Genomic DNA, 14,951 nt, shown 5'->3' with positions numbered 1-14,951 from the left:
CCGGAGGCGGGGCCACCCCGCCGTTGGGGTCGCCCCGATGCAGAAAAGAACCTTTTGGCCCCCTGCTCGTGTAATCTTCTTCGCAACCGCCGTGCCAATTTCGCAATCGCGGAAAACCTGGGGTTTTGAACGGGGCTGCGGTTGGAGGCTTGCCTAATTTTCGCGCATATGAAAGATCTGATGCGCAAATGGTCATTATTTAGGCATTCGGGGGCTTGCATGGGGATGGGGGCGCGGCAGATCGATCTGCGCGTGGGCTGGTGCAGCGAGACCGGCCGCCGCTCACGCAATGAGGATTATGTCGGCGTCTGCCTGGGCGGCGCCACGCAGCGCAGCCGCCAGGGGGTGGTGGCCGCCATCGCCGATGGCGTCTCCGGCGCGCCGGGCGGCCGGGTGGCGGCGGAACTGGCGGTGCGCGGCTTCATCGATTTCTACCTGGGCGAACGCGAGACCCTGGGTGTCCGCCGGGCCGCTGCCCATGCGATGGAGGCGATCAACCGCTGGATCCACGCCCAGGGGCGTACCGATCCGGACCGTGCCGGCATGGCCACCACCCTGACCGCCGTCATCCTGCGCGACCGGCGCGCCCACATCCTGCACGTGGGTGACACCCGCCTGTACCGCCTGCGCGATGGCCGGCTGAGCCGGCTGACCGAGGACCACGTGCACAGCGGGCCGGACCAGCGCCACATCCTGCGCCGTGCCATCGGGCTGGAGGACGCGCTGCGCGCCGACTACAGCGCCGAGCCGCTGCGCGAGGGCGACCGGCTGGTGCTGTTGACCGACGGGGTGCACGGCGTCCTGTCGTCGCGCGACCTGACCCGCCTGGCCGCTGCCGACCCGACGCCGGAGGCCGCGGCGCGGGAGATGGTGGCGGCGGCCCTGGCGGGCGGCAGCCACGACAACGCCACCGCCCTGGTCATCGACATCCTGGCCCTGCCGCCGGCCGACCAGGATGAACTGGCCGACCATACGGCGGACCTGCCCATCCTGCCCCTGCCCAAGCCGGGCGACCGGGTCGATGGCTATCGCCTGGGCCGCCAGTTGTCCGACGGGCGCTACAGCGCCTTGTTCCTGACGGAGCCCACGGGTGGGGAGGCGCCCCTGGTGCTGAAGTTCCCCAAGCCGGCGGTGGCGGCCGACGCCGTCTACCGCCTGGCCTTCGTGCGGGAGGGTTGGGTGGCCGCCCGGGTGCGCAGTCCCTGGCTGGGGGAGGTGGTGGAGGTGCCGCCCGGCCGGCAGACGCGGCTCTACACCGTCATGCCCTACTACCCCGGCCAGACCCTGGCCCAGCGGTTGGTGGCCCCGCCGCGCGTCGGCATGGCGGAGGGCGTGGGCCTGTCGGTGAAGTTGGCCAAGGCGGTGGCGGCCCTGCACCGCGCCGGCATCATCCACCGCGACATCAAACCGGACAACGTGATCATCGATGGCCAGGGCGGCCTGCGCCTCATCGATTTGGGCGTGGTGCGGCTGCCGGGGATGGAGGACTTCCCGGCCGAACAGATCCCGGGCACGCCCAGCTATATGGCGCCGGAACTGCTGGCGGGTGAGCCGGGGGATGAGCGCACCGACCTCTACGCCCTGGGCGTCACCGTCTATCACCTGTTCACCGGCGGCTATCCCTATGGCGAGGTGGAACCCTTCCAGCGCCCCCGCTTCGGTCCGCCTGTGCCGCTGCAGCAGCGCCGTCCCGACCTGCCCACCTGGCTGGATCTCTCGGTGATGAAGGCCGTGGCCGCCAACCCGGCGGACCGCCACGGCGACGTCCTGGAATTCGCCCTGGAACTGGAAGCCGGCGCCGCCCACCCCGCCCCCCGGCCCTCCCGCCGCCGCTCCTTCCACGACCGCGACCCGGTGCGCTTCTGGAAGATCACGGCGCTTGTGCTGCTGGTGCTGCTGATCCTGTCGCTGGCGCGGGGGTGACACCTATCCGGGAGTGGTAATTTATGAGGTCTGCAACTAAAACGGTTTAAACTTATTCGATTTAAACCTTCTGTGGTGTGTATCAATAGTTGTGCGTCGCCGCAGACGATCACGCTGGGGCGAGCCACCAAATCCATAAGACTCTTCAGAAGGAATCCCACCATGAGCACAGCTGAAGCCACCACCCTGGCCGGCCTGTTCCGCCTGGAGCTGATCTCCGGCGGCGCCCCCGGCGCCCCGACCGACACCCTGACCCTGACGGTCTACACCCCCAATCGGGAAGTGACCGGCCACTCGGTGGTCAGCCAGGCCGTCAACCCGCCGCTCCACGTGGCCTCCCATGTCACCGGCACGCTGATCTATGAAACCGTCATCGGCCCGGGCTCCAAGGTCCGCATCGACCTGAACGGCTGGCCGGAGATCCACTGGCCCAAGCAGGCCGGAATCGGCCCCGTCATCCCGCAGAACTACAAGGCCACCTTGTTGCTGGAGCCTAACTACGCCTCGGGCATCATCCGCTACGAATACCGCACCGACCTGACCGGCCCGTGGCACGTGGTGGAACAGCCGGTGCACCGCGCCTGAGGCGCACGTCCTTTCGACCCGTCCCCACAACTGAAGGCCGCGACCCTGCCCGGGCGCGGCCTTTTCTTAATCTCTGCCGGGGATCAGAATGAGCGGTACTTGGCCAAGGGAAGGCCATGTTTCTCGATGAACTCGTTCCACTCGGCGATGGCTGCTTGGTTCTCAGCCTGCCCTCGGGCGGCCTGTTCTTCGCTCATGCGTTGCCGCACCTTGGAATGACGGTCACCGGAAGACTTACTCATCTGACATGGCCAACACTCATAGGCAGTCGGCAGTACCCTGAATGATAAACAGCGCGGCTAAGCTGTAGGCCACGATTCCATTCACACGCCGCCCACCGCCCGCACTGCCGCAATCTCATACAAATCCGGCCGGTAGATGCGCGCGGCCACAGCTTCCGCCTCGGCGCCGCTGGCCGGCAGGTCGCGCCAGCGGGCCATCTGGTCCAGGAACCAGCGGGCTTGTTCCAGGGTGGGGCGGGTGACCTCGGGCGTGCCGAAGCGGCAGACGTCGGTGTCCTGGCCCACGCCATCGCGGGCGCCACCGGGCAGGGAGGCGGCGATGATCTCGGCGGGCAGGTTGAGGAAGGCGGGCTGGGCCAGGGTGGCGGCGATGGCCGGCGCGTTGGCCGGATCGGCGCAGTCGGCCGCCGCGTGCAGCAGGGCGCGCAGCAGGTCTTGCAGGGCGTCCGGATGCTGGTCGGCCCAGGCCTCGCGCACCGCCAGGCACTTCTCCGGGTGGCCCGGCATGATGTCGGACGACAGGGCCACGGTGCGGCCCACCCCGGCGGATGCCGCCACCGCCCCCCAGGGGGCGCCGGCGCAGAAGCCGTCGATACGCCCGCTTTCGATGGCGGCGATGGTGTCGGCCGGGGGCACGATGGCCCAATCCACGTCCGCCTGCGGGTCTATGCCGGCGGCGTGCAGCCAGCTTTTGAACAGTAGGGCGTGGGGCGACCAGGCGTGCACCACCGACAGCGTGACGCGGGGGCGTCCGCGCAGCGCCGCCGCCAGCCGGCGCCCCGCCTCGGCGGCGGTTGGCCGGCCGCCCGCCAGGATGGGGGCGGCCAGGGTGTTGGACAGCGTCACCGCGTCGCCATGTTGGCTGAGGCTCATGGGGATGATCAGGGGGGCTGCCGCTGGGCGCAGGCCCAGCGCCATGGCCAGCACCAGGGGCGGCAGCAGGATGGCGGCGTCCAGCAGGCCGTAGGACAGCTTGTCCGCCAGGTTGGCCCAGCTAGGCTCCACCGACAGCGTGACGTCCAAGCCCTCGGCGGCGAACAGGCCGGCGGTGTGGGCATGGATGACGGGGGCGCTGTCGGTCAGGCGCAGCAGGCCGATGCGGACGGGATGCGCGACGGTCATGACCCGCCTCCTTTGCTCTTGTCGGCCGCCACCAATTCGGCCGCCACGGCGGCCAGCTTGCGGCTCTGCTCCATGGCCTGGCGGCGCAGCCAGCGGTAGGCGTCGGGCTCCGTCATGCCGCGCTGGCGCATCAGCAGGGCCTTGGCCCGGTCGATGGCCTCGCGCTCCCGCAAGGAGGTCTCGGCCTTGTGCAGGCTGGTTTCCACCTGGCGGAAGCGGCGGAACATGGCCACGGCCGCCTGCACCACCGGCTTGATCGCCGGCAGGGAGGCGCCGACCACGTTGTAGGAACTGACGCCCGCCTCGATCGCCGCCTCCATGAAGGCCGGGTCGTCCTGGTCGACGAACATGACGATGGGGCGCGGGGCGTGGCGCGCGATGGCCCGGATGTCTTCCAGGCCGTCGCGGTCGGGGCGGGCCATGTCCACGATCACCAGATCCGGCGCCTCGCGCAGCACGGCGTCGGCCAATAGCTCGCCGGCGCCCAGGCGCACGATCTGCGTGGCGCCGGCGGCCATCAAGTCCGCCTCGACGATGCGGCCCGGGTCGCCCAGATGGCCCGGGTCGCTCAAATGAACTGTGTCGGCGATCAGGACTTTCACCGGCGGCACACGGGGGCAGGTTGGTTGGCGGGCGACCATCTAGTCGCCAACCAGCCTCCCGCGCAAGTCCGCTCCTGTCAAATATGTCCGGAAGGTCAGAGCACCGGCAACAAACGGTCGATGGCCAGGGCCATGTCGACGTCGCGCTGCGACAGACCGCCGGCATCGTGGGTGGTCAGGCGGATGTCGACGCGGTTGTAGACATTGAACCATTCCGGGTGGTGGTCCGCCTTCTCCGCCAGCAGGGCCACCTGCGTCATGAAGCCGAAGGCGGCGCGGAAGTCGGTGAAGACGCAGCGGCGCGTCAGGGCGTCGCCCTCCGGCGTCACGGTCCAGCCGGGCAGGGGGGGAAGGTCGGCGGCGGTCAAGCGGGCAACCATGGTGGGCCTCCTCAGTCGGTAAAGGGGTCAGTCGGCAAGGGGTCAGTCGGGGGTGGGGGCGGTGACGGGGACCAGGGCGCCGTTGATGGCGCGGGCCGCCCGGCTGGCCAGGAAGACGATGGCGTCGGCCACTGCCGCCGTGGCGGTCCACGCCTTGGGATCGACGTCCGGCATGTCCGCCCGGTTCTGCGGCGTGTCCATGACCAGGGGCAGCACGGCGTTGACGCGGATGCGCCCGCCCAGTTCGACGGCCAGGCTTTCCGTCAGGCGGGCCACGGCGGCCTTGGACGCGGCATAGGCGCCCATGCCGGCGCCCGCCTTCTCCGCCGCCGCCGCGCCGACATTGACGATGGCCCCGCCATCGGACAGCCCGGTGACGCCGGCCCGGCACATGTTCAGGCAGGTGCGGGCGTTGACGGCGAACAGCTTTTCCCACACGGCGGGGTCGCCGTCCGCCACCGTCTGCCAGCGGAAGCCGCCGGCCACGTTGACCAGGACGTCGGCCCCGCCCAGGCTGGCCTTGGCCTGGTCGAAGGCGCTCTGGGCTTGGGCCCCGTCGGTCAGATCCACCCCGCCAATATGCACCAACCCGTCCGTCGCGGCAGCGGGTGCTGGCGCGTGGTCGACGACGGCGACCTGATGGCCGGCCGCCAGGAAGGCCTGGGCCACGGCGGCGCCCAGAATCCCGGCGCCGCCGGTGATGATGACTTTCCGTGTCATGGTCGTTTTCCTCACAGGGTCCGGTTTCTCAAAGGGCGAGGGCGGGGGTCACCTGGCCACGACAGTCACCGAAGCCGATGGCGACATAGCCGTCGGCCACCGCCCGGCCGGCCAGGATCAACTCATCGCCATCGGCCAGGAAGGCGCGCGTCTCGCCGTTGGGCAGGGTGATGGGCGCCTTGCCGCCCCGTGACAGCTCCAGCAGGCTACCCACGCCGCTGTCGTCGGGGGTGGAAATGGTGCCGGTGCCCAGCAGATCGCCGGGGTTGAGGTCACAGCCGTTGCAGGTGTGGTGGGCCACCAGCTGCGCCGCCGTCCAATAGAGGTTGGTGGCGGGGCCGGTGCCCAGACGATGGGGCGCCTGGCCCTCCTCGCGCATCCTGGTCGTGCGGATCAGCACCGACAGCGCTATGCCATAGGCGCCGCGATCCTGGTCAGTCTCGTCCCAGAGATAGGGCAGGGGCCGGGGATCGTCGGCGCCGCGTGCCGGCTGGCGGGTGCGGAACGGGGCCAGCGCCTCCGCCGTCACGATCCAGGGCGACACGGTGGTCAGGAAGTTCTTGGCCAGGAAGGGGCCCAGCGGCTGGTATTCCCAGGCCTGCAGGTCGCGGGCGGACCAGTCGTTGAGCAGGCTCAAGCCGGCGATGTGGCTGTCGGCCTCACCGATGGGAATGGGGCTGCCCAGGTCGTTGCCGGGGCCGATCCAGATGCCCAGTTCCAACTCCAGGTCCAGGCGTTGGCTGGGGCCGAAGGTCGGGGTCTCGGCATCGGGCGCCTTCCGCTGGCCGTTGGGGCGCCGCACGTCGGCCCCCGACACGCGCACGCTGGAGGCTCGGCCGTGATAGCCGATGGGCACATGCTTGTAGTTGGGCAGCAGCGGGTTGTCCGGGCGGAACTGGCGGCCGACATTCAGCGCGTGATGGATGCCGGCGTAGAAATCGGTGTAGCCGCCGATGGCCGCCGGCAGGTGCAAGGTGCAGTTCTCGGCAGGGTAAAGCAGGCCTTCCACGATGCGCCGGTCGTCACTGCCGGTGGCCAGCAGTTGCGACAGCCGACGGCGCAAGGCCCGGCGGGGACCCGCGCCCAGCGCCAGCAACGGGTTCAGTGTCGGACCGCTGGCGGCGATGGCGGCGTCCTGCGCGTCGCCGGTCAGCAGGCCGGAGCGGCCGGCCTTGGCCAGATCCAGGATCATGTCGCCGATGGCCACACCGCCGCGCGGCAGCTCGCTTCCCGCGCTGAACACGCCCAGCGGCAGGTTCTGGATGGGGAAGTCGGAATGGCCGTTGGCGCTGCCGACCCAGCTGGTCAGGCTGGGATTGTGGGTCTCATCGATCATGGCGGTCTTCATCACAGGGGGGCTCATCGGGGCAAGTCGGCCTTGGCGAATCCGGCCCAGCAGTCGTCATAATCCAACTGCATCAGCGGGGTTTCGGTGGCGAAACGGGTGGGACGGATGACCCAGCGGCTTTCAAACATGAAGGCCATGGTGTTCTCGATCTTGTGCGGCTTCAGGTCCGCCGTCACCGCCCGCTCATAGCTGGTGCGGTCGGGGCCATGGCCGCTCATGCAATTGTGCAGCGAGGCGCCGCCGGGGGCGAAACCGCCGGCCTTGGCGTCATAGGCGCCGTGGATCAGGCCCATGAATTCATTCATGATATTGCGATGGAACCAGGGCGGGCGGAACGTGTCCTCCGCCACCATCCAGCGCGGCGGGAAGATGACGAAGTCGCAATTGGCCGTGCCGGCGATTTCCGACGGGGCCGTCAGCACGGTGAAGATGGACGGGTCGGGGTGGTCGAAGGACACGGTGTTGATGGTGTTGAACCGCGCCAGATCATATTTGTAAGGCGCCAGGTTGCCGTGCCAGGCCACCACGTCCAGGGGACTGTGGTCCAGCGTCGTGGTCCACAGGCGGCCCTGGTACTTCTGCACCACCTCCGTGCGCTCATCCACATCCTCGAACCAGGCGACGGGGGTGAGGAAGTCGCGCGGGTTGGCCAGGCCGTTGGCGCCGATGGGTCCCAGATCGGGCAGCTTGAACAGGGCGCCGTAATTCTCGCAGACATAGCCCCGGGCGGTGCCGTCCGGCAGCAGGACGCGGAAGCGCACGCCGCGCGGCACCACCGCGATCTCTCCTGGCGCCACCTCAAGCCGGCCCAGCTCCGTCTCCAGACGCAGGCGGCCCTGCTGCGGCAGCAGCAGCAGTTCGCCGTCCGCGTTGTAGAACACCCTTGATGCCATGGGCTGGTTGGCGGCGTAGAGGTGGATGGCGATGCCGTTGCCTGTACCGACGTCGCCGTTGCCGCCGTAGGTCACTAGCCCATCGACGAAGTCGGTGGGGGCGTCCGGCAGGGGCAGCGGATCCCAACGCAGGCGGTTGGGCGTGGGGGGCACCTCATCGAAGGGGCCGGAGCGCAGCAGGCCCGCCCTTTCGTAGGGATTGAACGGCGCATGGCTGGCGGTGGGGCGCAGCCGGTACAGCCAGGACCGTCGGTTCTCCGTGCGCGGTGCCGTGAAGGCGCTGCCCGACAGCTGCTCCGCATACAGGCCGAAGGGCGTCTTTTGGGGGGAGTTGCGGCCCACCGGCAGGGCGCCGGGCACGGCCTCGGTCGCGAAGCTGTTGGCGAAACCGCTCATGGTCTCGAAAGGGGTGTCCCTGGGCATGGATCGCTGAGTCATGGGTCGGCACCTCCGCCAGATCGTTTCATTTGAAACGATATAAGGAATGATCTTCAGCGCTTGTCAAATGGATAAACGCCGCCGTTTCCGGCCCCTGATAAGGATACGCCACGGACGGCGTGAAAACCTTTCAATCGCCGGGGCGCAACCCCAGGGCGGTGAAAGGTTCTTCCGCCAAAGCGCCCTTCTGGAAACAGTCCGATCAGATCGGCAGGGCGGTGGTGTATTTCACCTGGCTCAAGGCGAAGTGCGAGGCGGCGGCGGCCACCGCCGGATGGGCCAGCAATTCCCGCATCAGGAAGCGCTCATAGCTGGCGACGTCGGCCACGACGACCCGCAGCAGATAGTCCCATTCACCCGACATGCTGTGGCAGTCCATGATCTCGCCACGCGTCTGGATGAAGGCCTCGAACTCCTGCCGGTCCTTGGTGGCATGGGTCTTCATGCGCAATTGGCACATGACGCTGACCCCCCGGCCCACCTTGGCGGCGTTGACCAGGCGCACGGCGGGTCCCAGGACGCCGGCGCCTTCCAGCGCCTTGATGCGCCGCCAGCACGAGGCGGGGGAGGCGCCGACCTCCTCCGCCAAGGCGGCATGGCTCAAGCTGGCGTCGCGTTGCAGGGCGCGCAGGATGCGGTGATCGATTTCATCGAACTGATCAAGGTATTTCATTTTTTGACACCCTGCGGAATACGCTTCCCAGAACTGCCAACCTGGTCGCGCCAATGAAAGGACATTGTCACAGGTTTCGCATAAAATCATTCAGCAACGATATGGGCCGCCGCCGATGGGAGCGGCCAGCCCCCCAAGGGAGTCTTCCAAGATGTCCGCCCCGACGCCATTTGATGGTTCGACGCTGTTCGATGCCCTGAAGCAGCAGCCCGCCGACGCCCTCCTGTCCCTGATCGGTCTCTACCGCGACGACCCCCGTCCGCAGAAGCTGGATCTGGGCGTGGGCGTCTATCGTGATGAGACGGGGGCGACCCCGGTGCTGCGCGCGGTCAAGGCGGCGGAGGCCCGGCTGCTGGAAACCCAGGACAGCAAGAGCTATCTGGGGCCGGAAGGCGACATCCGCTACACCGAACTGCTGCAGCCCATCGTTTTTGGCAAGGCCGTGCCGGCGGATCGGTTGGCCGGGGTGCAGACCCCGGGCGGCACTGGCGCCCTGCGCCTGGCGGCGGAACTTATCGCGGCGGCCCAGGCGAACGGTAAGGGGGCTGGCGTCAAGGTCTGGCTGGGCACGCCCACCTGGCCCAACCACGCCCCCATCATGGCCGCCGCCGGCCTGGCCGTCGCCACCTACCGCTATTACGACCAGGCCTCCCAGACGGTGCTGTTCGATGAGATGGTGGAGGCTCTGAAGGGTGCCGCCGCCGGCGACATCGTGCTGCTGCACGGCTGCTGCCACAACCCTGCGGGCGCGGACCTGGATTTGGACCAGTGGCGGGCGGTGGCGCGGCTGGTGGCCGAACGCGGCCTGATCCCTCTGATCGACCTGGCCTATCAGGGACTGGGCGATGGGCTGGAGGAGGACGCCACCGGCGCTCGCCTGGTGCTGGACGCCGTGCCCGACGCCCTGCTGGCCTATTCCTGCGACAAGAACTTCGGTGTCTATCGTGATCGCGTGGGCGCGCTGTACGTCAAGGCCGCCACGCCGGCGCGGACGGAGCTGATCCGCTCCAACATCCTGTCGCTGGCGCGGGCCAACTGGTCCATGCCGCCGGATCACGGCGCGGCCCTGGTGCGCATCATCCTGGATGATGCCGGTCTGACCGCCAATTGGCGGGCGGAGCTGGACGGCATGCGCGCGCGCATCAACCAGGTGCGCCAGGCCCTGGCCGCCGGTGATCCCAGCCTGGCCTTCCTGGGCCGCCAGCGCGGCATGTTCTCGCTGCTGCCCCTGTCGGGGGAGCAGGTGGGCATCCTGCGGCGCGACCACGCCGTCTACATGGCGGGGTCGGGCCGGGTGAACCTGGCCGGCCTGACGCTGGCCACGGTGCCGCAGCTCATCCAGTCGCTGAAGGCCGTGCGTTGACGGACGGGGGCGGGCGGCCCGAGGCGGGCGGCATCCGTCCGCGCCTGACCAAGACCCCGGCGGGGGTGCGGTTGTGCGCGGCGGATGACTTGGCGACCTTGGGTGCCCGCAACTTCGTGCTGGAGGTCAAGGGCGACCGCTTCCACGGCTTCGTGGTGCGGCGGGGCGATGCGATCCACGGCTACGTCGACCGCTGTCCTCATGCCGGGGTGCCCCTGGCTTTCACGCTGGACGATTATCTGAGCCAGGACCTGACCGGCCGCGACGTCATCCGCTGCGGCTGGCACAGCGCCCTGTTCGACATCGACACCGGCCGCTGTGTGGCTGGCCCCTGCCCCGGCCAGGGGCTGCTGCCCTGGCCGGTGGTGGTGCGGGAGGGGTTCGTCGAAACCGCTTAGGCGGTTTTGCGCGCGGGTGCTTCGCTCGCGGCCACGCCGGCATCCCCGGGCGCCCGCAACTCGCGCAGGCGTCGGCGCCAGGCATCGGCGATCTGCACCTCCAGGTCGCTGCGTTCCGGGGTCCAGCCCAGGATGCGCCGGGCCTGGGTGGCGTCGCCCACCAGGGCCGGCGGATCGCCCGGACGGCGGGGCCCCACCTGCCAGGGGATGGGCAGGCCCGTCACCCGTTCCGCCGCCTCCATCACCTCGCGCACGGAATAGCCGCTGCCGTTGCCCAAATTCAGGGCCATGGACGGCCCATCGTCCAGCAGGTGTTTTAGCGCCAGGACATGGGCGTCGGCCAGATCGCTGACATGGATGTAGTCGCGGATGCAGGTGCCGTCCGGCGTGGGATAGTCGGCGCCATTGACCGTCAGCCCGTCCTTGCGGCCCAGGGCGGCGTCCAGCACGTTGGGAATCAGGTGTGGCTCGGGGTCGTGGTTCTCGCCCAGGTCGCCGTCCGGGTCGGCGCCGGCGGCGTTGAAATAGCGCAGGATGACGGCGCGCAGGCCCCAGGCGGGTTCGCAGTCGGCGATGACGCGCTCCATCATCTGCTTGCTGGCGCCGTAGGGGTTGATGGGGGCCTGGGGATGGCCTTCGGTGATGGGCACCCGCTGGGGCACGCCGTAAACGGCGCAGGTGCTGGAAAACACCAGATTGCCGACGCCGGCGTCCCGCATGGCCTCCAGCAGGCCGATCGACCCCGACACGTTGTTGCGGTAGTACAGCAACGGGTCCGACACCGACTCGCCGACATGGGCGTAAGCGGCGAAGTGCATGACGGCGCAGGGGTCATAGTCGCGCAGCACCGCCGTCAGCCGCGCATGGTCGGCGATGTCGCCAACCTCCAGCGGGCCGTACAGCACCGCTTTGCGCGGCCCGCGGCTCAGATTGTCGTAGGTCACCGGTGCGAAGCCCGCCTGGGCCAACGCCTTGCAGGCATGGCTGCCGATAAAGCCGGCGCCGCCGGTCACCACCACGGTATCACTCATCGCCTTGTCCCTTCGTGGTTCGTTCCCGTCTGGGCCTCGGCCCTCCGGGAATTTTGATCAGCGTGGTCAGGAGGCGGGATGGGGTCGCATCCCCTCTTCAATGGGTGGCCTTTTCGGCGGGACCGGAATCCGCCGGGCGAAAAAGCGGCACAGGGCCCGTATCTCCTCACCGGCGACGAAGGTTTCATCCGGCAGGGTCAGCAGGCGCCGGCGTTTGCGCTCGTACTCCTCCACGGTCAGCGTCTGGAAGAAGCGGACCATGCTGTCCTCCAGCGGTTGGTCGAAGCCCCATCCCACGTCATGGCGGCGCACCAGGCGGTCGACCTCGAAACCCTGGACGCTGAGGCAGGGCACGCCGAAATAGCCCGCCTCGTAGAAGCGGTTCGGCAGCAGCCAGCGCGAGTTGTGCCGCGTGTTCTCCAAATCCAGCGCCCAGGCGAAATCCACCTCGGCATACATGTCCGCCAGGTCGCCGGGATGGTCGTAGCGGCCGCCGTAGAGGATGTTGGGGCAAGCCCCCAGCGTCTTGAAAAAGCGCTTCTCGTCGACCGTGGTCAGCACGCCACGGAAGCGGATTTGCAGGCGGTCGGGCAGGCGCTGGGCCAGGCGGTGCATCAGGTCCACCGTCTGCTCACCCCGGATCAGGCCGAAATAGCCGATGACCCAGGGGCGGTCGGGCGGCATCAGGGGACGGGTGCCGGAAGGCTGGGCGGGAGACACGGACGCCGGTGCCGGCTTGGGCCTGTCGGGAAGGCCGGGGCGGGGCAGCTTGTTTTCCACCAGCAGCCAGGGGCCGGGGAACTTTTGCATAGGCGCGAAGTAGTGACGATGGAAGCCGGGGGAGGACAGGACCAGCAATTTCACCTGGGTCAGGCACAGCCGTTCCACCAGGCGCAGCAGGATGGAGCGCAGGCCGTGGGCCACGAACATGGGCTGGATGTCCAACACCTCGTACACCACGTCCGCCCGTCGGCTGATGAACAGCTTCATCACCAGTGCCAGCAGCAACTGGTCGATGTTACGGGCATACAGGATGGTGGCGTCGGTCACGCGCGCCCGGATGCGGAAGATGACACGCAAGGCGCCCACCAGGGCCTGCAGGCGATGGGCGTACTTGCCGTCCACCGTGCGGCCCAGCAGGACATGGGGCCACGGCGGGCGGTAGCCGCTGTTGTACCGTTCCCGCTCAAAGCCCAGGACCAGGACGGGCAGGCCGTTGTCCAGGAACTCCCGCACCCGCTTGATGGTGCTGACGTCGGTGATGTCCTGGGTCAGGAACACCAGGCCGGCTTTTCCCGAGGGGTCGGGCCCGGGATCGCGGGGGTGGGAAGCACCGCGATGGCCTATCCAGTCGGCCACCGCTTCAGCGCCCGCCACGCTTTGAATCGTGCTGTCCGGTGAAGTCGACGGGGCGGCGCCGGCCATACTGTTATCGATGATTGCAGCGCTGGGAGTTCTTGACGACACGGGGGCGTACCCATTTGCGGTCATTGCGAAGTATTTGATCATGGCCTGGCGCGGGAAATCCGTGCTGTGACAAAACAGGGATCCCTATTCATTAAAGGGCGTATGCCTTTTTTCCACAAATGAAGGCCCTGTGACTGGAGCGTGGCAGCTAGAGGTTACCGGTCACAGGTTGGTCACTGGCGGTGGTGCGGTCGGATTTGTTTGATTTCAATCACGACATCCCGTGGGCTTGGTCCCGGTGGGTTCGGTCCTGGAAGCCGCCTGTGCCCAAACGTCCTTTTGGCCGGCAGGTTCCCCCAGCGCCTTTCCCCCAACCGTCTTGCCCACTGGATGCGACTGGACCCACCGACGGGAGAGACCAAGGCCGTGGCTGCGCACATCCCCATGTCCCAATCCGGGCGCCCGCCACAGCCGCCGCCGGCCTTCGGCGCGTTCTCAGGCGAGGCAGCGCCCGTTCAATCCCCGGCCTCGGTCCCCGCCCTGGCGCCCGCCCCCCGGGAGGAGGAGGGACGCCGCTTCGACCGTGTCGCCATCACCTCGGTGTTCGGCGACCCCAGCAGCCCCCGCACCTGGTCCGGCGCGCCGCGCAACCTGGGCGTGGCGCTGGAGAAGCTGGGCGTGACGGTGGAGGGCTTCCATCCCCATCTGTCCAAGACCTTCAAGATGGGTTTGGCCGCGCGCCACATGATGGGTGGCTACGGCAGGCTGATGACGTCGGAACAGCTCTACCGCGCCGCCCCGGCCCGGCGGCATCTGGCCCGCCAGCTCGCCGCCCAGGCGGCCCAGCGCGGGACCCGCCATATCATCCACACCGGTGCCCTGGACTTGCCCGCGGTGGAGGAGCAGGCCACCGCCGACCCCATGTACGACAGGGCGCACCGCGTCCACCACTATCTCTACTGCGACCACACCTGGGCGCTGGCGGCGCAACACCGTCCCGACATCGCCGGCTACAGCGCGCGCGCGCTGGCGGCCTATGAGGATCTGGAACGCCGGTCGCTGCACAGCGTCGATCATGTCTTCACCTTCGGACGGTATGTCCGTGACCACATCATCGCCCACTATGGCGTGCCGGCGGCCCGCGTGACGGCCGTGGGATCGGGCATGGGCGACATCAAGCCCTATATCGGCCCCAAGGATTACGCCAAGCCCAGGCTGCTGTTCGTCTGCAAGCATCTCTTCCGGGAAAAGGGCGGCGAATTGGTGGTTGAGGCCTTTCAGCAGGCCCTGATGCGCCGCCCCGACCTGACCCTGACCATCGTGGCCGACCCCTCGGTGCGCGACCAGGTGCCGGCGCATCCGGCCATCGACTTCCGCTCCGGCCTGCCCTGGGCGGAATTGCAAGAGCTGTACCGCCGGTCGTCCCTGCTGGTGCAGCCCATGCTGAACGACCCGTGGGGCCAGGTGTACCTGGAGGCGCTGATCTCCCGCACCCCTGTGCTGGGCTTGATGCGCAACGGCCTGCCGGAGATCACCGGCGACGGCCGCTACGGCTTTCTGGCGGCCCGGGCCGACCCCGGCGACCTGGCCGACCTCATCGTCCATGCCGTGTCCGATCCGCAGCGCCTGGCGGTCATGGGCGCCCGCGGCCAGAACAACGTGCTGGAAACCTACAACTGGGACCGCGTCGCGCGTGCCGTGCTGTTCCCGTGACGGGACGGCCGGTGCCGCTCCCGGCGGCGGGCGAAGGGGCGCCCACAGAACAAGAACCCCACCACCAAAACCCCAGGATTTTGCTGAGAACAGCGTCCAACCCTTTGATGAAC

At 68.6% G+C, this 14,951-nt stretch carries 15 protein-coding genes; 5 read left to right on the top strand and 10 right to left on the bottom strand.

Features of this window, described 5'->3' with window-relative positions; genetic code table 11:
- Positions 1–219 precede the first annotated feature (219 nt).
- Both FHS74_RS12455 and FHS74_RS12450 read left to right on the top strand, forming a co-directional pair.
- Positions 220–1,923 carry a bifunctional protein-serine/threonine kinase/phosphatase gene (locus FHS74_RS12455; RefSeq protein WP_246463090.1) on the top strand — a complete coding sequence of 568 codons (1,704 nt, stop codon included), beginning with the start codon at positions 220–222 and terminating at the stop codon, positions 1,921–1,923.
- 162 nt (positions 1,924–2,085) lie between these two features.
- Entirely contained in the window at positions 2,086–2,508 is a 423-nt protein-coding gene (locus tag FHS74_RS12450; RefSeq protein ID WP_184800857.1) for a DUF1842 domain-containing protein, read from the top strand.
- Between the two features lie 83 nt (positions 2,509–2,591).
- Here the strand turns inward: FHS74_RS12450 and FHS74_RS12445 are convergent, their stop codons facing one another.
- The 8 genes from FHS74_RS12445 to FHS74_RS12410 all read right to left on the bottom strand — a co-directional run bounded on the left by FHS74_RS12445 (position 2,592) and on the right by FHS74_RS12410 (position 8,926).
- Positions 2,592–2,705: a type II toxin-antitoxin system CcdA family antitoxin gene (locus FHS74_RS12445; protein WP_184800855.1), complete on the bottom strand. Its 114-nt coding sequence runs from the start codon at positions 2,703–2,705 to the stop codon at positions 2,592–2,594.
- A gap of 126 nt (positions 2,706–2,831) precedes the next feature.
- The gene (locus tag FHS74_RS12440; RefSeq protein WP_184800853.1) at positions 2,832–3,872 is read right to left on the bottom strand and encodes an ABC transporter substrate-binding protein; all 1,041 of its coding nucleotides are present in this window, start codon (positions 3,870–3,872) and stop codon (positions 2,832–2,834) included.
- The gene (locus FHS74_RS12435) at positions 3,869–4,513 is read right to left on the bottom strand and encodes an ANTAR domain-containing response regulator (protein WP_211106257.1); all 645 of its coding nucleotides are present in this window, start codon (positions 4,511–4,513) and stop codon (positions 3,869–3,871) included. The genes FHS74_RS12440 and FHS74_RS12435 overlap by 4 nt, the downstream gene beginning before the upstream one ends.
- A 56-nt stretch (positions 4,514–4,569) precedes the next feature.
- A complete protein-coding gene (locus tag FHS74_RS12430; protein ID WP_184800851.1) occupies positions 4,570–4,854 on the bottom strand; it encodes a 4a-hydroxytetrahydrobiopterin dehydratase in 285 nt (94 codons plus the stop codon).
- Positions 4,855–4,896: 42 nt separating this feature from the next.
- Positions 4,897–5,574, bottom strand: coding sequence for an SDR family NAD(P)-dependent oxidoreductase (locus FHS74_RS12425; RefSeq protein WP_184800848.1), 678 nt, complete (start codon positions 5,572–5,574; stop codon positions 4,897–4,899).
- 28 nt (positions 5,575–5,602) lie between these two features.
- Positions 5,603–6,922, bottom strand: a complete 1,320-nt coding sequence (gene fahA, locus FHS74_RS12420; protein ID WP_246463089.1) for a fumarylacetoacetase — start codon at positions 6,920–6,922, stop codon at positions 5,603–5,605.
- Positions 6,923–6,933: 11 nt separating this feature from the next.
- Positions 6,934–8,253 carry a homogentisate 1,2-dioxygenase gene (gene hmgA / locus FHS74_RS12415; RefSeq protein WP_246463088.1) on the bottom strand — a complete coding sequence of 440 codons (1,320 nt, stop codon included), beginning with the start codon at positions 8,251–8,253 and terminating at the stop codon, positions 6,934–6,936.
- Between the two features lie 202 nt (positions 8,254–8,455).
- A complete protein-coding gene (locus tag FHS74_RS12410) occupies positions 8,456–8,926 on the bottom strand; it encodes an Lrp/AsnC family transcriptional regulator (protein WP_184800846.1) in 471 nt (156 codons plus the stop codon).
- A gap of 151 nt (positions 8,927–9,077) precedes the next feature.
- Between FHS74_RS12410 and FHS74_RS12405 the strand changes: the two genes are divergently transcribed.
- Positions 9,078–10,289 (top strand): amino acid aminotransferase, encoded by a 1,212-nt coding sequence (locus FHS74_RS12405; protein WP_281384645.1) that lies wholly within the window; start codon positions 9,078–9,080, stop codon positions 10,287–10,289.
- On the top strand, positions 10,286–10,687 hold the full coding sequence (locus FHS74_RS12400) for a Rieske (2Fe-2S) protein (RefSeq protein ID WP_246463087.1): 402 nt from the start codon (positions 10,286–10,288) through the stop codon (positions 10,685–10,687). Before FHS74_RS12405 ends, FHS74_RS12400 begins: the two co-directional genes overlap by 4 nt.
- Here FHS74_RS12400 and galE read toward each other — a convergent pair.
- Together galE and FHS74_RS12390 are read right to left on the bottom strand one after the other, a co-directional pair.
- Entirely contained in the window at positions 10,684–11,718 is a 1,035-nt protein-coding gene (galE, locus tag FHS74_RS12395) for a UDP-glucose 4-epimerase GalE (protein WP_184800842.1), read from the bottom strand. The two genes, FHS74_RS12400 and galE, sit on opposite strands and share 4 nt — an antisense overlap.
- Before the next feature lie 66 nt (positions 11,719–11,784).
- On the bottom strand, positions 11,785–13,095 hold the full coding sequence (locus FHS74_RS12390) for a glycosyltransferase family protein (protein ID WP_184800840.1): 1,311 nt from the start codon (positions 13,093–13,095) through the stop codon (positions 11,785–11,787).
- A gap of 456 nt (positions 13,096–13,551) precedes the next feature.
- Here FHS74_RS12390 and FHS74_RS31160 point away from each other — a divergent pair, with 456 nt between their 5' ends.
- Positions 13,552–14,838 carry a glycosyltransferase gene (locus FHS74_RS31160; protein ID WP_184800838.1) on the top strand — a complete coding sequence of 429 codons (1,287 nt, stop codon included), beginning with the start codon at positions 13,552–13,554 and terminating at the stop codon, positions 14,836–14,838.
- The last annotated feature ends 113 nt before the right edge of the window (positions 14,839–14,951 follow it).

This window comes from Nitrospirillum iridis (genome assembly GCF_014205765.1).
Taxonomy (GTDB): domain Bacteria; phylum Pseudomonadota; class Alphaproteobacteria; order Azospirillales; family Azospirillaceae; genus Nitrospirillum; species Nitrospirillum iridis.
This window is presented reverse-complemented; position numbering and strand designations above follow the sequence as displayed.